Origin of the sequence: Kocuria massiliensis, assembly GCF_900169715.1 — a bacterium.
GTDB classification, from domain to species: domain Bacteria; phylum Actinomycetota; class Actinomycetes; order Actinomycetales; family Micrococcaceae; genus Rothia; species Rothia massiliensis.
This window is the reverse complement of sequence record NZ_LT835160.1, coordinates 591,654-608,775: the sequence shown is the minus strand read 5'-3', so window position 1 is coordinate 608,775 and position 17,122 is coordinate 591,654. Positions and strand designations below refer to the sequence as shown.

The window sequence follows — 17,122 nt, the reverse complement described above, 5'->3', positions numbered from 1 at the left end:
GTTACTTCGTTTAATGGGGATACTTTGACGGCCCTTCCCTACGGATGCTGACGGCTTCTCCTCCTAAAATCGAAGCCTGTGTGGCCGTGGCCTGTGGCATCTGTACTGAGTTCCTTCGAGACATCGCGTACATCGGAACCAGCCATCCCATGACACGATGCTGATGATCTGCGCCTGCACGTGTATCGATATTCCACAGTAGGCGGTGCTTGCTCATTCCAGCCTGGCCTATGTTGGTCTATGAGGAGTACTTCTACCCCTGCGAGTTCCGGATCTGTTGGGTGAGCTTACTGTCGGTAAAAGCTAGCCCCGGGGCCGGTTTTGGTCGGCTTGGTGGTGGCGACTCGTTGCTCGAGGATCTCGTTGAGCCGGCGGGTCTTCTGTAGCTCCTCCTGCTGCTGTTCAACTTTCTCTTTCAGCTCATTCCCGTACTTCTGCCACACCTGATAAGCATGATCTGCAGCTTCCCCTTTCACGCGAGCCTGTTCATAAGTTGCCTCCAGGCGATCTGCTTTCCGTCGCACTTCATCCAGACGGCGGTCGGCTTCTCGATGCTTAGCCTCGATCCGCTCCTGCTCCCGATCCTTCCGATACCGCGCGAACTGTTTCTCAGATTCTTCCTGTTGAATAAGCCGGGCTCGGTGCGCTTGCACAGCAGCTACCAGCTCTTCGACTGTGCCCGTTTCTGTCGCTGCGGTGGCCCAGTCACCGGGAGCGAGCCCCGTTGAATTCTCTGGGAGATCAGAATGAACTGTCAGTCCTGACTGGGCTCTATAGAGGCGAATGATCACCTCTCCGAGCCTGGAAGCAAGCATTTTCTGAGTCGAGACCGGGACATTGCGATGGCCGAGAAACGCACGCAAATCCTCGAGAACCTCGCTGAGAAAAACAGGATCGTCTCGAAGTAATGCAGACAGTTCCGGACGGGTCGGTTTCTTATAAACGGTGCGGGTACGCAGCACTGTTTTGGTCACGGGTTTCGGTGCCGGCTCACGGATGATGCGGATGGGTTCACCGCGTAGTTGTGCTACCTGACGGATCTGATGAGCCTTCTTTCGACAAGCGCTCGAACAATACACAGCCGGGCGTCCTGGACCATTTTTCGCAGGGACTCCCTGGCCACATTCAGGACAAGTGCGGGTGGTTGTCATGCCCCCAATAATATCGTCAGGACGAAAATACTTATTACGAATGATTCATTAGTCTCACCCTGGGTCACTGAGTGCAAGAGGTGTGACGACAATCCGGAGGAAAAACCGACCGAGGAACGAGGGAGAGTTTGGATGAACTGTTGGGGTCCGGGCAGTTCTATGCTGGCCGCGATTTTGCACAAGAGGCCACGATTGTGGGCAGGTGCCGTGCACATGGTCGGAGGAGCTTGCGGGGGAGAGCTTGTGTGCGGGAACTGTCCAGCATTCGTGAGCTGTGCACATGAGATCAGCCTGCTCGACTGAGGGACGAAGAAGAATCTGGCAGGCTGATCTCATGTGCACAGCGTGCCGACTGTGTAAAATCGAAACCACCCCGCCGGGGCATGATGAAACCTTTTGCAGCCGTACCCCGGCGGGTCCTTGTTTTTCAGTGGTGAGCGCTAGGGATGTGGGAGGTTCCACATGGCTGGGACGAAACGGAAGTCAGCGACGAAGACAGCTGCACGCGAACGAGCCAAAGCCGCCGCGGAAGCCTCCATCAAGAAGGAACGACGGCTACTGGATAAGGCCGAAGCGTTCTTCTTGGAGACCTTCGACTTTGAGAAGAAACGCCAGGCCCTTAAGGACAAGATCGACAGGCTCCAGGGTGAGCTCGCTTCTCTGGATCCGGTCACCGCACGCGCAGGTCAACTTGTGCTGTCCATGAAAGACGAAGGCCTGACGAACAAAGAAATTGGTGAACGTCTCCAGCTCTCGTCCCAGGAGGTACGCTCGTTCCTTCTGGCCGGAGAACACGAAGCTGATTCTTCGGCCACAGATACTGCTGTCAGTGATGAGCAGACAGCTTAGAAGCGCCGATGTCTGACCCTATAGTTGCCGCGGCCATTGCCGGTATTGCAGCTGTCATCGTTCGCCTGTTCGACCTCGTCCCATATATAGGGAAGAAGCAACGTTTGTTGGCTGATCAACTCGACTTGCTGGAGCGTATTGAGGCCACTGATCACCTCGACCTTGATACCTCTGAGGCTCGAGAACGTATCCAACAGGACTTAGATAAGTTCGGGTCCCGCGGTCAGTTCCGGACCGCGAACGACTGGTTGAATATGGCTGCCCTGATGTTTGTGCTTACCGCTACCTTCGGCATGATGGCTTTGACGCTGTCGGGCGACCTCGGGCTACAGGAGGTGAAGAAGTTCCTCATTACCCTGCTGGCCAGTTTCTCCCTGCTATCTCTCGTGGCTGCATTATTAGGCGTAGCGGTGTCCGTAGGCATGTGGGTTACGCAAGTGGTGAGGACATCGCTCAAACAGGGGCGAAAGTTCTTGAACTAGGTAATGCTGCAGGCTCCTCTTGAACCTGCCAGTTGGCCGCATTGTGGCCGTCCTGAACGAAGGAAGCTAAACGTGGCATCGACCGGCAAAAAACCTCCCGCAGCGCAAAACGCTGCTCTACACTTCATGGATCTGTCCCACGAGTATCTACTTCTCGTTCCAAAACCTGCCAAGAACCTGAGAGCACCCGCTTTTGGACCTGACAGCAGCCGTCTCGAGCGCGTATCGATCCGTCAGATCGCCTTCGCTGTGTCCATGCAACGCAAGTTTGTTCACTGCTCCGAGGGCGCGTATATTCCGCAGACACTCGAGGCGGTTCTTAATGATCTGGGTTCGTCTCTTCCGGAGGACCATCGATGCCGGCTGAGGGACTTAAGGGACCGCATCAAGCCCTTGTTTGATTACATCGCTAGGGACCATGCGGACGACGGGTACAACCACGAGGACATGGAATACTCATCTGGTCTGAGTTTCGAAGAACAGCGTGGTTCCATGCGTAATGCCAACGTTCTCTATCGGAAGTTTTTCTACGGGCGTCTTATCCACGGCGACTACTCGAAATGGATCCGACGAGAGCTTTGGTGGCCCGCCTACTTAGAAATCTCACGCGGGATCAGCAAAGTCGAAACTCTCATCATTGAGACTCGTCACCTCCTAGGCACCTTCATGGAGGAAGGACTACTCCCGGTCTCTGAGTACATCGGTGACGTCGATCGCGACACACAGCTGCCTGAAGGCGGGCTTGCTCCTTAGTTGCCCATCCTTGAACGCAAGACAGAGACTGCCCGTTTAGAAGAGAGTGCCTTGACCTCGAGCCAGTCCTAACATCATCGCTTTGATCGCCTCCCGGTCATAGCCCTTATCCCGGATCACATCCCGCAACGCCCGGGACCGGCGGCCCCGCTCGGCAGGCGACTGGTGGCGGAAGAACGCCGCAGCAAACTGGAGATTGTGCCGGCCCCGGTCGGGAAGAGAATGCCGCCGGATCACTGCCTGCGCTTCGGACTCGTTCACCACGAGAACGTCCGTCGAGGAGAGGCACTCCGAGGAAACGTCGGCCGCCGGCGCCAAGTTGAGGATGAACCGTGCGGACGTTTCGGAAACGGTGCGCGCCAGTTGCTCGAGGGTTTCCACGGGAATTTCGCCTTGCGCGACCACCACACGGGATCCGCCGAAGCCCTCCGAACCCGCGCTGCGCACGAGTTCCGGGGAAACGCTCCGATTGGCGGCGGGCACGATTGCGATGGTGTTCTCCCCGTGAGCATCCACGGTGATGTGGGCGGTCCCCGAATCTCCGGGAACTGTGCTCATGGCATCCGTTGCGACGCCGTAGGCCCGCAGCTCCTCGAGAAGGCGGTGGCCGGCGTCGTCGTCCCCCACACAACCGAGGAAGGCGGTGGGAGTTCCGGTCAATGCCGACGCGACCGCCTGATTGGCGCCCTTCCCGCCGAGCCCGTACGTCACGGACTCACCGACCAGGGTCTCGCCGGGGGCGGGGAAGCGGTCCACCGTGACGGTCACATCGCGGCTCACGGAACCGACCACGAAGACTTGGGGCTTTACCAAATCCGCACCCGTTCCTCAGGGGCAAGCCACATGTCGTCGCCAGGCTGCACGCCGAAGGCTTCGTGGTATTCGTCCACGTTGCGCACCGTCCCGTTACAGCGGAACTCCGAGGGGGAATGCGGGTCGATCGAGAGCAACATCTTTGCGGTCTGCGTCCGGGCCTTCGAGCGCCAAATCTGCGCGTAGGCCAGGATCAACCGCTGGATCGCGCTGACACCGTCGACCTTGGGCGCGTCCTCCAGGCTCGTTCCGGCCTTGTCCAAGGCCTTGCGGTACGCCTTGATCGCGATGGTCAATCCGCCCAAATCGCCGATATTTTCGCCCAAGGTCAGTTCGCCGTTGACGCGGTCCTCGGCCGGGTCGAGGCCCTCCGGGGTGTACTCGGAATACTGGCTGACCAGGGAGGACGTGCGCTTCTCGAACTCGCGGAGATCGGCTTCGGTCCACCAGTCGTTGAGGTTGCCGTCGCCGTCGTATTTGGCGCCCTGATCGTCGAATCCGTGGCCGATCTCGTGCCCGATCACCGAGCCAATGCCACCGTAATTTGCGGCGTCCTCAGCCTCCATGGAGAAGAACGGGGGCTGGAGGATCGCGGCAGGGAAAACGATCTCGTTCATCACCGGGTTGAAATATGCGTTCACGGTCTGCGGGGTCATGTGCCACTCGTGGACGTTGATCGGCTGGCCGAGCTTGCCGAGTTCGTAGTCGTGTTCAAAACGGTTGCCCGCCTTGACGTTCTCGACCACGTTCTCGCCGATGATGAGCGACGAGTAGTCGCGCCACTCGTCGGGATACCCGATCTTGGGCGTGAACTTGCCGAGTTTTTCCAGGGCGCGCTCGCGAGTCTCGGGGGTCATCCACTCCAGCGAAGAGATCGATTCCCGGTAGGCCTCGATGAGGTTCCCCACGAGCTCCTGCATACGAGCCTTGTGTTCCGGCGGGAAGTGGCGCGCCACGTACTCCTTGCCGACTTCCTCGCCCAGCAGCGATTCCACGAGCCCGACGCCGCGCTTCCAGCGGTCCCGCATTTCCTCGGTGCCCATGAGCCGCTTGGAGTAAAACTCAAAGTTTTCCCGCACGGCCGCCGAGTGCAAGAATGCGGCGCGTGAATGGACGATGTGCCAGGCCAGCCACAGGACCCACCGTTCCATCGGCTCGGAGGCCCACATTTCAGCAAATCCGCGAAGATATGAAGGCTGGGCGACGACGACGCGCTCGAACGCCTCCCGAGTACCACCCAACGCTTCGATCCACCGCTCCCACGGGAACCCGGGGAAATCCGTGCTCAGGGTGTCGGGGGAGTACGGGTTGTAGGTCTTATGGGCGTCGCGGCAGGCGACTTTGTCCCAGTGGTGTTCGGCCAGCCGGGTCTCGAGGTCGAAGATCGTTTGCGCTGCGTCTTCCGGGCTGGTCCCGAAGCGTTCGGCGACGCCAGTGATGTTGAGCATCGAGGCGATGTGCTCTCGGTAGGCTTCGCGAATTTCGGCGTACTTTTCCTCGCGGTAGTACTCTTCGTCGGGCAGCCCCAGGCCGGACTGGGCGAGATAAGGAACGTACTGCGTTGCCTTCTTCGCGTCATTATTGACGTACACGCCCACGGGGCTCCCGACGCCGCTCGCGTCGAGCGCCGCCATGACGATCACCAGACCGTCTTTGTCCTGGGCCGTCTGCAATAGCTCAAGGTCCGGGTCCAAGGGGCGGTTGCCGGCTTTTTCGATGGCCTCTTCGTCCATGAAGGAGTTGTAGAGGGCGCCCACCTTGGATTCGGGGTCTGCCTCGCCGGCGGCTGTGATGATGTCACGGATTTGTTCTTCCGAACGATCGCGCAGGGCGTAGAACGCGCCGTCGATTCCCCGGTCGGAGGGGATGTCGTGCTGAGCGATCCAGGCGCCGTTGGCGTATCGGTACAGGTCTGCCTTGGGATCCACGGTGGTGTCCATGCCCGCAGTGTCCAGGCCGCGTTCCGCCGGAGCGGTGTGCTGATCAGAAGCGTTCGAAGTCATGTGCCCCAGCCTACCGATCCCTACATGACGCCGACTGAAGAATTACTAAGGTCACCCTGACCCCGAAGGGCTCAGCTCGATAGACTGGTGGACATTGCCATAGTGCTTACCCCTCCGGAAGAGGGCCGGGAACGAAGCCCGGAATCCGTGACGAAAGGACCCCGCCGTGACTCAAGCCCCCGAACGTCCGTTGCGCGTTGCCGTGATTGGATCGGGCCCCGCAGGCGTGTACGCCTCGGATCTGCTCTCCAAGTCCGACGCCGTCGCAGAGGGAAACCTCGAGGTCAGCATCGATATTTTCGACCGCTACCCCGCGCCGTTCGGTCTGATTCGGTACGGCGTGGCGCCCGACCACCCGCGCATCAAGGGCATCATCACCTCGTTGCACAAGATCATGGAGAACCCGGCCATTCGCTTCTTCGGCAACGTCGAATACGGCACGGACATCACTCTGGCCGAGCTCCGGGAGCATTATGACGCCGTCATCTTTGCGACCGGTGCTTACTACGATGCCTCCCTGCACATTCCCGGCGTCGAGCTAGAGGGCTCCTACGGCGCTGCGGACTTTGTGGCGTGGTACGACGGTCATCCGGACGTGTCCCGCGAGTGGCCGCTCGAGGCCCGCGAGATCGCCGTGCTGGGTAACGGCAACGTGGCCCTCGACGTCGCGCGCGTACTGTCCAAGCACGCCGACGACCTCCTCGTGACCGAGATTCCGGAGAATGTGTACGAGGGTTTCAAGAAGTCGCCCGTGACCGACGTCCACATTTTTGGTCGACGCGGCCCAGCGCAGATGAAGTTCACCCCTCTGGAGTTGCGTGAACTCGCGAAGTCCCGCGACGTCGACATCGTCCTGTATGACGAAGACTTCGAATTCGACGAGGCCTCCCGTGCGGCGGTCGAATCGAATAACCAGATCAAGGCCATGGTGAAAACCTTGGACAAATGGCGCGAGGAGCAGCGAGAGAATCCGGGTACGGCCTCGCGGCGTCTGCACCTCCACTTCTTGCAGTCTCCGGCGGAGATCGTGGGGGATGAGAACGGTAAAGTTCGTGCGATTCGCATGGAACGCAACGAGCTCGACGGCGCCGGCGGCATCCGCCCCACCGGGGAAACCCTCGAATACGAGGTTCAGGCCGTGTACCGGGCGATCGGCTACTTCGGTTCCGAGTTGCCGGAGGTTGGCTACGACAAGCTGCGCGGCGTCATCCCCAACGCGGAGGGCCGTGTGCTGGACGAGACCGAGAAGGCCATTCCTGGTCTCTACGCAACCGGCTGGATCAAGCGCGGTCCCGTCGGCCTGATCGGCTCCACGAAGTCCGACGCCCTGGAAACGATCACTCACCTCATCGAGGATCACGAATTTACGGCGAGCGAGGCCGAGCCGGAGAGCGTGCCGGAATTCCTTGAAGGCAAAGGCATCGAGTTCACCACGTGGGAAGGCTGGCACGCCCTGGATGAGCACGAGCGTTCGTTGGGTGCCGCAGCTACCGACGCCGCCGGTCAGCCGCGTAAGCGCGTCAAGGTGGTTCCGCGTGAGGACATGGTGAAGATTTCCCGCCAAAAGTAACCGTGCGCGCCCTCGTATCGATGGAATGACCGCCCCTCGGCACTCGCTGAGGGGCGGTCATTCATATCTGAATTCTTTGCTTTTGACCCCTCCACAACGTGATTTGCGTCCTAGAATAGGAAGAGGAACTACCCAAGGAGGGGCGCCATGTCAGAGACCAAAGGCTTCAATCCCGAAACAACTTTTGGTGCACGAGCACTTGCGGAAAGCGCTGAATCATCGAATCTGAGTGAAATCCACGGCGAGATCATCGTGGGGATCGACGGTTCTGATCAGAGCTATGGTGCCCTGACGTGGGCGGTCTCTGAGGCTAAACGACGCAAGGTCCCCGTCCGCTTGGTCACCGCGTACTCGCTTCCCGTTTTTACCGGCACGGGTTTCGACGCCGGATATTCGATGGTTGACGACAAAGCTCTGGAAGACGGCGTCCGCCAGATCCTCGACGAGGGCTATCGTCGCGTCGAAAATGAAGGCGTGGAATTGCGCGCGACCGTAGAAACCGGCGATGCGTCAGGAATCTTGATCGAACTATCCAAGCGCGCCGAGCTCATTGTGGTGGGGTCGCGGTCGGCCCGTGGATTCCTGGGGCGGCTTCTGGGGACCGTTTCGACGGCCCTCCCGGCGAAGTCCCGGTGCCCCGTCGTCGTCGTCCCCCTGAACTGGGCCAAGCGCCACGCGGAGGACGCCACGATCCTCACGCCATCGCACGGCGTGGCTGTTGGTTCCGATGGTTCGGACCAGGCCCGCATCGCTATCCTCAAGGCCGCCGAACAGGCCGAGCTCATGGGTGTTAACCTCACTCTGGTCAATGCATTGGCTCCGTTTACGGGGGCCGTGAACTGGGTTCCGGCGGCCGTGGACTTCGAGGCGATGTACCGCGAAGTCGAGCAATTGCAGGAGTCGGCCAAGAAATGGGTGAAGGGCTACTACCCGGATCTTGAGGTGACGGCGGAACTTGTCGACGGATCGCCGGTGAAGGTCTTGATCGACGCCGGCGAGGAAGCTGACATGATCGTCGTCGGCACCCGTGGTCGTGGCGGGCTGACCGGCATGATCCTGGGCTCCACCTCGCAGGGTGTGCTGCACGCGGCGGATAATCCGGTGATGATTGTTCCGGATCTCGACGACGACCGTATCGAGACTGCCCCCGAAGCGGGCGTGGTCTGGGGCTAGAGGCCCACGTGATCCCCCGGGGTGCCGTGCATCTCGGGGGTTCCGCTCGCTGTTTTGTGATTCGCGACGCTTTCGGCGGATTCGATTTGTACTTTCACGCTGGAGGCGATTATGCTTATGGAGGTCCAAGCGAGGAAAGCTTCCCGAGCTGGCCTAAGCCCCCATCGTCTAGCGGCCTAGGACACCGCCCTTTCACGGCGGCGGCACGGGTTCGAATCCCGTTGGGGGTACTGCAACTCTTCGGATTTGCTCACCACATGTGGTTCCAATAAGATTGATTCTCGTTGGAAAAACACCAAGGCCCTGTAGCGCAGTTGGTTAGCGCGCCGCCCTGTCACGGCGGAGGTCGCGGGTTCAAGTCCCGTCAGGGTCGCTTAGGCGGCGTATTTCTTCTGAAGAAATTCAGGTGAAGACGCCGTCGTGGCATATCTGAGAAGAAATGCCTGGCTCTGTAGCTCAGTTGGTAGAGCGTACGACTGAAAATCGTAAGGTCACCGGATCGACGCCGGTCGGAGCCACTGAAAACCGCCCCGTAGGCTTCTATGCGGGGCGGTTTTCTTTTTAACCGGTGTGGGGTCTGGACTTTCTCGATCAGGGCAGCCGGCCCTGCAATTTCCGCCGCCGACAACATTTCACGGGCTCGAAACCTTGAAGTAGATTCACGCACGACATTCGGCCCCCGGCAGAGACCTACCATCGTCGGGACAGGTGCTCACCAAAATGCCCGCCGGAACAGGGGATACCCATGAATTTAGACCATTACGACAGCTCTCGAACGCGGAAATTTCAGCGAAAAGTGACGTTGCTTTCGGCCGGTGGGGTCTTTTTGGATGGCTTTGATTTGACCATCATTGCCGTCGCTATGCCGATGATCGCGGGCGAATGGGGCTTGGGTGCGGCGGAAAAATCGATTTTGACCAGTAGCGCCATTATTGGCTCATTCATTGGTGCGGTATCGCTGGGAAACCTCACGGACCGGTTTGGCCGCAAGGCGATGTACATCATCGATCTTTTGGCATTCGTCCTCTTTGCCGTCCTGACGGCTTTTGCGCCAGACCTCTGGTGGCTGGTGATTTTCCGGTTCCTTTTGGGTATCGGTATCGGAGCTGACTACCCGATTTCTGCGACCCTTGTTTCGGAATTCGCGTCCAAGAAGGGCCGCGGCAGGCTGTCGACGTCGTTGGGTGCGATGTGGTTTGCCGGGGCCGTTGTGGCCTATCTTGTGGGACTGCTGACTCTGCCCCTGGGCGACTTTGCCTGGAGGGCAATGCTCTTGGTGGGCGCCATCTTCGCCCTGATAGTTTTTGCCTTCCGCGTCACGCTTCCCGAGTCGCCTCGGTGGTTGGTGGCCCACGGCCGTCACCAAGAAGCTCGCGACGTCGTCGAGAAAATTACGGGGGTGCGTCCAAGCCGGGATGAGGTCCAGGCCGAAGCTGCTGAACCCGCCCAAGCTCCTGCTCAGGCGGCACGCCTCGTGAGCCTCTTCAAAGGCCGCCAGAGAAATCGAACGCTCTTCGTGTGCGGGTTCTGGTTTTGCTACGCCACGGCCTACTACGGAATTTCGATGTACACCCCAACGATTCTTGCGCCCTTTACCCAAGGGAATCACGTCGCCGTCATCGTGGGATCCGGCATCGTGGCGGTTTTGGGCCTTGTCGGCTCGGTCATCGGAATGAACCTGGTGGATTCGTGGGGGAGGCGCCCGCTCATCATCACCTCCTTTGCCGGGCTGACAGCCTCCCTCGCAGTGTTGGCGATGACGGTCAACCCTCACCTGATCTTCTTGATTGTCCTGTTCAGCATCGCGGTTCTCTTCTCCAATTCTGGCGGCGGCATTCTGAACTTCGTGTACCCGACGGAGCTCTTCCCGACCGAGTTGCGGGCCACGGGGTCCGGACTAGCGACGTCGGTGAGCCGCATTGGCTCGATCTTGGGTGTCATTGCGTTCCCGAATATGGTCGCGGCGTGGGGAAACAACGTGGCCTTGTGGGTCTTTGCCGCCGTGGGCCTCACGGGACTGTTGATTTGTGTTTTCATGGCACCCGAAACGAAGAACCGTAGCTTGGAAGAGATCAACGCATAACGAAGCCGTGAGCCGTCGGGAAATCGGTAGTCTGTGACCCATGGATGGTGTTGTAACAGGGGAGATCCGTCCCGAAACTCCGGCTGATGTTCCTGCAATCGGCCGAGTTCTTGAGGCGACCTTTGAAACCTCTGAAGAGGCCGAGCTGGTTGAGGCGTTGCGACGGGATCCAGCGTGGATCAAAGGGCTATCTTTCGTTGCGACCGATTCCGATGGATCGGTGATCGGGTATGCCTTGCTGACCCGCTGTCATGTGGGTGAACAACCCGCATTATGTTTGGCGCCGTGCGCCGTCTTGCCGGAATATCAGCGGTCCGGTGTTGGAACGGCCGTGATCGGAGCCGCGCTGGAAAGTGCTCGACAACAGGGTGAGGGCACGGTCGTCGTCTTGGGCCACCAAGGCTATTACCCGCGGTTCGGGTTCGTCCCGGCGTCGGACTACGGCATTGACCTGAGCATCGATGTCCCCGACGGGGCCTTGATGGTGCTTTCGCTTGATGGCGGCCAGGTACCGAGTGGACGGGTGCGTTATGCGGAGCCCTTCGGGATCTAGGTCTCCGACTCTCGGTGTAGAACGACGACGCCGTTCGATCCTTCTCGCGAGGTAACGACAAAACACCAGGTGTGAGGTGAGTATGTTCCTCACGCCCGGTGATGAGCCGTCAATCGTGCTGGAAGGATTTGAGGAAGGCCTCGCCGTCGTTGGAGAGCTGTACCCGGTTGGGGTCGAGCGGGTACGGCTCCACGGGCAATTGCCTGAATTCCATGCGGTCGAGGCCGGCCTGCGAGAAAGATTTGAGCACTGCGGCGAGTTCTTTCTGATCTTTGAGTCCGCTGTCCACGGTGATGGAAGAGGACGCCTTGTTCATAAGGTCGAACATCTTCGTGGGATTGCTCAGGACGTTGTCCTTTTTGACTTTGTCCAGGATGGCGGCCATCACCTGCTGCTGGTGTTTGATCCTGGCGAGGTCGCTGCCGTCGCCGATGGCGTGGCGGGTGCGGGCCATGGCCAAAGCGTCTTTACCGTGTAGGGTCTGGCATCCGGCGGGTAGGTTCAGGTTGGCGTCTGGATCATGAAGGGCCTCCGGGAGGCACATGGTGATCCCGTCGAGAGCATCAACGACCGACATGAAGCCCCCGAAGCTGACGTCTACGGAGTGGTCGAGTGGAATGCCCGTGAGATCCGTGACCGCTGAGACGAGCTGTGAATCCCCTTCATCGAGAAATGAATTGATCTGGACCGGCTGTTGGGGATCGGACGCATATTCTTTGGAATTCTTGGGCGGCTTCACCATGGTGTCGCGGGGGATTTGGATGCCGGTGGCCTGGGTGTGGGCGGAATTGAGGTGAAGGATCATGAGCGAATCGCTGCGGCGCCCTTCGGCTTCTCCGGCGTTGATTGATCCGTCTCGCCCGTCAGAGCCAATCACCAAGATATTGAGCGGCCCGTCGTGGTTGGAATTCGACGCGAGCCCGCTGACTTCGGTGGTGTGCAGATTGTTCGCCAAGTGATTCGTGGCAATGAATCCAAGAGTTGCCGCTACAGCGACGGCGCATAGCGTGGCACCTGCCGCAATGCGCGGACCTTTCCGTTTGTACCAGGGGCGTTTGGGCTGGCTGGTTGCCATCTGAGCCTCGGTGTGAGGACCGAGCTGATGATTCCGTCGCGTGTACGTCATGGGTTCCTAGGGGGTGTGAGGAAACGGTGGGGCATCCCTCCTGGGATGTAGAAGTACATCAATTTTGAGATATTTTTTTGTGAAAAACCCGGGGGCGGCCTGAAATTCGCCCCCGAGTCACCCCGTCCACGACGACGGCCTACTTAATCTCGACCACCACAGGCAGATGGTCCGAGGCACCCTTGCCCTTGCGTTCTTCGCGATCGTATTCGGCACCGGTCACCCGTTCGGCCAGTGCCGGCGAGTACAGCTGGAAGTCGATCCGCATCCCCTCGTTTTTGGGGAAGCGCAGGGAGGTGTAATCCCAGTAGGTGTAGTCCTTCTCGCCCTGCGTATAGGGGCGGGCGACGTCGGTCAGGTTGGCGTCCTCCAGGAACGAGTAGAACGCGGCGCGTTCCGGTTCCGTCACGTGCGTCATGTTGTTCTTGCGGAAAAAGTCGATGTCCCAGACGTCGTCGTCTTGAGGTGCAACATTCCAGTCGCCCACGAGGGCCAGCTGCACTTGAGGGTCCTCCGCCAGCCACTTTTGCGTGTCTTCCCGGAGCACCTTGAGCCATTCAAGCTTGTACGCCATATGGGGGTCATCGATCCCGCGACCATTAGGGATGTACAGGCTCCACACCCGGACGCCGTCGCAGGTTGCCGCGATGGCGCGAGCCTCCTGGATCTCTTCCTTGCCGGGTTTCCCGAAAACCGGCTGGCCCGGGAACGTGCGTTCGACGTCGTCGAGGCCCACTCGGGACGCGATGGCGACGCCGTTCCACTGGTTTAGCCCGAAATGCGCGACGTCATAACCGAGTCGTTCAAACATGGCGAAGGGGAAGTTCTCGTCCTTGGCTTTAGTCTCCTGGATGGCCAGCACATCGATGTTCGAACGGTCCAGCCAAGCCTCCACTCGGTCTGCTCGCGCGCGGATCGAGTTCACATTCCAGGTGGCAATTCTCATCGGTGGGTGCTTCCTTTGTGCTTGAGGGGTTTCGAGGTGAAAACGGCGTCTCCCTCATCCTGAGCGAGAAGACCCTCAGTCTCAAGAATTGAGTCTCTCGAAGGTGGTTCACCGTGTCACTCGCTCGCGAAAAACCACCCTCGGGTGTAGGTCACAATCCCGTCACATTCGGCACTCGGGGGCGCTTCTTACTGGCGAGTAAATTAGTTCCGCACCAAGATCTCGGTTCACCTCGTCCAGTCGTCTGAGTCCAAGGGAACGCGCGAAGGGCTGACAATCATCCCGCGTGAGATCGCCGTGACCGTTACCCGGGGCCTCGCGTGGGAAGCGGCCTTACCCTGGGGGAATCCGACGAATAATCGGGGTTTGATTTCTGTGGAGGTGAGCTCCGGGAGGTAAAAGCCCTTGGGGAATTCCCATGTGATGAGAGTTCCTTGAGTGGCGAACGAACGGGTCACCGAGGTGCCTATCGAGTTATAAAGAGCCAATTCCGGGCCATCGTTTGAGGTCGAACTCATTCCTGTGGCGGTCATCGAAATCGTGACGGCGGATTGCAATCGGCCCGGGCCGCTGGTGTCGGGGGCTACGCCAAATTTCAGGCTTATCCCCTGCGAGTGTGTGGCGGTGCAGTCATTGGCGCCAAAGAGAATGCCAAAGAAGTTCGGCGAAGCTGCAATTTCGGGCACATTTCTTGTTGCGACGATCACGGGATTGGACCAGGCAGATTGCGCCGCGGATGGTGGGCGACTATTCCATGAAGTGCTCATCATTCCTTCTGTGGCACGAGCCGATAGCAATTCATCTCTCCGACACCCGGCAATGGTGTCCAAGAGATGCCGCAGTGGACTGTACAGAATGGGATCACCAAGAACACCTGATACTCGTGAGTAACTTTTTGAGTTCTGAACGACCTCGCGGCGCAAGTGAACCTTTGGTCCATTGGTTGGGTTGCACGCCCGTCGGCGACTAACGTGATGGGGGACACGCTGACGTCGTCGGGTGGGATGCCCGTGGCCAGCACGAGACTTCACGGAGGAATCACATGACTGACCAGCCCGGACCACAGCAGCCTGTACCTCCGGCGTCGCCATTTCGCGAGGATGTCCTCACGGGCCAGAACATCCTGGTGACAGGTGGTGGGAGTGGGCTCGGCCGAGGTGTGGCCCGGCACTTCGTTCAGCATGGCGCCACTGTGCATATCTGGGGACGGCGAGAAAGCGTTCTCCAGGAAGCGGCCGATGAACTCAACGGCGAGTCTGGGGCAGGTTCCGCGCACTACCAATCCGTAGACGTCCGCGACGCAGAGGCCGTCGACGCGGCGGTGGGGCAAATCTGGGAGCAGCACGGCCCTTTGACCGCGGCTATGAACAACGCCGCCGGAAACTTTATTGCCCAAACCAAAGATCTCAGCCCGCGTGGGTTCCAGGCCATCACGGACACCGTGATGAAGGGGTCATATAACGTGACCCACGCCGTCGGGCACCGGTGGATCGAGCAGGGGCTGCCCGGCAACATCCTCTCGACGCTGGTCAGCTGGGTTTATACCGGCTCGGCCTTTGTGGTTCCCTCCGCCATGGCCAAATCGGCCGTCCATGCCATGACCATGTCCCTCGCCGTGGAGTGGGCCAAGTATGGAATTCGCCTCAACGCCATCGCGCCTGGCCCTATCCCCACGGAATTCACCTCCGTGGTGCTGGGTTCGAATCGAGGTGGCCAGGGGGCCATGACCGATATCGACGCTGTGCCTGCCCGACGCGCTGGAACCGTCGAAGAAATGGGGAACTTGGCGACCTTCCTGATCTCTGGTGGGTGCGACTACATTACGGGGCAAACCATCACCATGGACGGCGGCCAAATGCTCGCAGGGCCATCGACCTTTTCCGCGCTCGCGGACCTCGACGACGCCGACTGGGCCGAAATTGCGGCGAAGGGTAAGCAGGCCGCTGCGGAGTCGAAAAAGAACCGTACGGCCTAGTCGGACTCGTGTGAAGGCTAGGTGTCGCGCGCACCTGGCATTGTCCCAGCAGGGTCGATAACCTGTGATCCGAGACACAGTTTTGGAGTTTCGGAATCTCAGAGAGGAGAACCGGCGCATGTCGAGCGAACAGGTCATGGAGCTGAAGCACTTCATCGGAGGGCAGGAGGTCGCGGGTCGATCGGGTCGCTTTGCCGATGTGTACGACCCGAGCACGGGTCAGGTTCAGGCGACGGTTCCGTTGGCCTCACGGGACGAGGTTGACGAGGTGGTCCGCAACGCTCGGGAAGCCCAAGTAGCCTGGGGCGCCACGAACGCGCAAAAGCGAGCCAGAGTTCTCGGCCGTTTCGTGAACCTGGCCAACGAGCACGCCGACGAGATCGCCGAGGCACTCTCGCGCGAACACGGGAAAACGGTTCCGGATTCTCACGGTGACCTTCAGCGTGGATTGGACGTCGTCGAATTCGCGATGGGTGCCCCACACCTACTCAAAGGGGAATTTAGCGACTCTGTGGGCACGGGAATCGACGTCTATTCGATGCGGCAACCGCTCGGTGTCGTCGCCGGGATCACCCCATTCAACTTTCCCGCGATGATCCCGCTGTGGAAGGCCGGACCGGCCATCGCGGCGGGAAACGCCTTTGTGCTGAAACCGTCCGAGCGCGATCCTTCCGTGCCGCTGATCCTCGCTCGCCTCTGGAAGGAAGCGGGCCTGCCTGACGGCATCTTCAACGTCGTCAACGGCGACAAAGAAGCGGTGGACGCATTGATCGACCACGAGGATATTCGCGCCGTGGCTTTTGTGGGCTCCACCCCCATCGCGCAGAGCATTTATGAGCACGCGGCAAGCCGAGGCAAGCGTGCCCAGTGCTTCGGCGGCGCGAAGAACCACATGATCGTGATGCCCGACGCCGACCTCGATCAGGCTGCCGATGCTCTGATCGGCGCGGCCTATGGCTCCGCCGGAGAGCGTTGCATGGCCATTTCCGTGGCCGTTCCCGTGGGTGAAGAGACGGCGGACGCCTTGGTGGCCAAGGTGAAGGAGAAGGCCGAAAACCTCACCTTTGGTCCGTCCTTGGACGAATCGTCGGATTATGGCCCGCTCGTTTCCTCGGCCGCCAAGGAGCGTGTGGAAAGCATGATCGGCCGCGGTGTCGAGGAAGGTGCCGAGCTGGTGCTGGACGGTCGCGGTGCGTCGGTGGCCGGGCACGAGGAGGGCTTCTTTGTGGGCCCGACTCTCTTCGACCGCGTCACCCCCGACATGAACGTGTACCGCGAGGAAATCTTCGGACCTGTGCTGACCGTATTGCGCGCTGCGGATTTCGACGAAGCCTTGGAGCTGCCAACCCAACACGAATTCGGCAACGGCGTCTCGATCTTCACCCGTGACGGTGACACGGCGCGTGAATTCGCCCGCCGCGTGGAGGTTGGCATGGTGGGCGTCAACGTGCCGATCCCCGTGCCCATCGCCTATTACACCTTCGGCGGTTGGAAGGCCTCCGGATTCGGGGACCTCAACCAGCACGGCCCGGACGCCTTCCGCTTCTACACCAAAACCAAGACGGTGACCCAACGGTGGCCATCCGGCATCAAGGAAGGAGCGAGCTTCGTCATGCCCACCGGCAACTGACGACGCCGCCCACCG

General features: G+C 59.9%; 15 protein-coding genes and 3 tRNA genes. 12 read left to right on the top strand and 6 right to left on the bottom strand.

The features are described 5' to 3' along the window. Positions 1–287: 287 nt before the first annotated feature. The gene (locus B9Y51_RS04215; RefSeq protein WP_143467985.1) at positions 288–1,079 is read right to left on the bottom strand and encodes a hypothetical protein; all 792 of its coding nucleotides are present in this window, start codon (positions 1,077–1,079) and stop codon (positions 288–290) included. Between the two features lie 534 nt (positions 1,080–1,613). On the opposite strand from B9Y51_RS04215, the gene B9Y51_RS04210 reads away from it, so the two are divergent. From B9Y51_RS04210 to B9Y51_RS04200, 3 genes are all read left to right on the top strand, one after another. Next, a complete protein-coding gene (locus tag B9Y51_RS04210) occupies positions 1,614–2,000 on the top strand; it encodes an RNA polymerase sigma factor (protein WP_085528876.1) in 387 nt (128 codons plus the stop codon). A gap of 8 nt (positions 2,001–2,008) precedes the next feature. Next, positions 2,009–2,482, top strand: a complete 474-nt coding sequence (locus tag B9Y51_RS04205; protein WP_085528875.1) for a hypothetical protein — start codon at positions 2,009–2,011, stop codon at positions 2,480–2,482. A gap of 72 nt (positions 2,483–2,554) precedes the next feature. Beyond that, on the top strand, positions 2,555–3,235 hold the full coding sequence (locus tag B9Y51_RS04200) for a hypothetical protein (RefSeq protein ID WP_085528874.1): 681 nt from the start codon (positions 2,555–2,557) through the stop codon (positions 3,233–3,235). Positions 3,236–3,271: 36 nt separating this feature from the next. On the opposite strand, the gene B9Y51_RS04195 is transcribed toward B9Y51_RS04200, so the two are convergent. Together B9Y51_RS04195 and B9Y51_RS04190 are read right to left on the bottom strand one after the other, a co-directional pair. Then, positions 3,272–4,048, bottom strand: coding sequence for a PfkB family carbohydrate kinase (locus B9Y51_RS04195; protein WP_085528873.1), 777 nt, complete (start codon positions 4,046–4,048; stop codon positions 3,272–3,274). Then, positions 4,042–6,051, bottom strand: a complete 2,010-nt coding sequence (locus B9Y51_RS04190; RefSeq protein ID WP_085528872.1) for a M13 family metallopeptidase — start codon at positions 6,049–6,051, stop codon at positions 4,042–4,044. The genes B9Y51_RS04195 and B9Y51_RS04190 overlap by 7 nt, the downstream gene beginning before the upstream one ends. Positions 6,052–6,217: 166 nt before the next feature. On the opposite strand from B9Y51_RS04190, the gene B9Y51_RS04185 reads away from it, so the two are divergent. The 7 genes from B9Y51_RS04185 to B9Y51_RS04155 all read left to right on the top strand — a co-directional run bounded on the left by B9Y51_RS04185 (position 6,218) and on the right by B9Y51_RS04155 (position 11,430). Further along, positions 6,218–7,621, top strand: a complete 1,404-nt coding sequence (locus B9Y51_RS04185; protein WP_048682083.1) for an FAD-dependent oxidoreductase — start codon at positions 6,218–6,220, stop codon at positions 7,619–7,621. Positions 7,622–7,768: 147 nt separating this feature from the next. After that, the gene (locus B9Y51_RS04180) at positions 7,769–8,794 is read left to right on the top strand and encodes a universal stress protein (protein WP_053090007.1); all 1,026 of its coding nucleotides are present in this window, start codon (positions 7,769–7,771) and stop codon (positions 8,792–8,794) included. 157 nt (positions 8,795–8,951) lie between these two features. Beyond that, a tRNA-Glu gene (locus tag B9Y51_RS04175) sits at positions 8,952–9,024 on the top strand. 69 nt (positions 9,025–9,093) lie between these two features. Beyond that, a tRNA-Asp gene (locus B9Y51_RS04170) sits at positions 9,094–9,167 on the top strand. Between the two features lie 72 nt (positions 9,168–9,239). Beyond that, positions 9,240–9,312 (top strand) — tRNA-Phe (locus B9Y51_RS04165). Between the two features lie 227 nt (positions 9,313–9,539). Beyond that, entirely contained in the window at positions 9,540–10,877 is a 1,338-nt protein-coding gene (locus tag B9Y51_RS04160; protein ID WP_085528871.1) for an MFS transporter, read from the top strand. A gap of 40 nt (positions 10,878–10,917) precedes the next feature. Next, positions 10,918–11,430 carry a GNAT family N-acetyltransferase gene (locus tag B9Y51_RS04155; RefSeq protein ID WP_085528870.1) on the top strand — a complete coding sequence of 171 codons (513 nt, stop codon included), beginning with the start codon at positions 10,918–10,920 and terminating at the stop codon, positions 11,428–11,430. Between the two features lie 109 nt (positions 11,431–11,539). Here the strand turns inward: B9Y51_RS04155 and B9Y51_RS04150 are convergent, their stop codons facing one another. The 3 genes from B9Y51_RS04150 to B9Y51_RS04140 all read right to left on the bottom strand — a co-directional run bounded on the left by B9Y51_RS04150 (position 11,540) and on the right by B9Y51_RS04140 (position 14,269). Then, positions 11,540–12,556 (bottom strand): LCP family protein, encoded by a 1,017-nt coding sequence (locus B9Y51_RS04150; protein ID WP_085528869.1) that lies wholly within the window; start codon positions 12,554–12,556, stop codon positions 11,540–11,542. Positions 12,557–12,695: 139 nt separating this feature from the next. Further along, a complete protein-coding gene (locus B9Y51_RS04145; RefSeq protein ID WP_048682072.1) occupies positions 12,696–13,502 on the bottom strand; it encodes an exodeoxyribonuclease III in 807 nt (268 codons plus the stop codon). 227 nt (positions 13,503–13,729) lie between these two features. Beyond that, positions 13,730–14,269 carry a hypothetical protein gene (locus B9Y51_RS04140; RefSeq protein ID WP_143467984.1) on the bottom strand — a complete coding sequence of 180 codons (540 nt, stop codon included), beginning with the start codon at positions 14,267–14,269 and terminating at the stop codon, positions 13,730–13,732. A 275-nt stretch (positions 14,270–14,544) separates the two neighbouring features. Between B9Y51_RS04140 and B9Y51_RS04135 the strand changes: the two genes are divergently transcribed. Both B9Y51_RS04135 and B9Y51_RS04130 read left to right on the top strand, forming a co-directional pair. Beyond that, positions 14,545–15,477: an SDR family oxidoreductase gene (locus B9Y51_RS04135; protein WP_085528867.1), complete on the top strand. Its 933-nt coding sequence runs from the start codon at positions 14,545–14,547 to the stop codon at positions 15,475–15,477. Positions 15,478–15,595: 118 nt separating this feature from the next. Then, on the top strand, positions 15,596–17,107 hold the full coding sequence (locus tag B9Y51_RS04130; RefSeq protein WP_048682063.1) for a CoA-acylating methylmalonate-semialdehyde dehydrogenase: 1,512 nt from the start codon (positions 15,596–15,598) through the stop codon (positions 17,105–17,107). Positions 17,108–17,122: the final 15 nt, after the last annotated feature.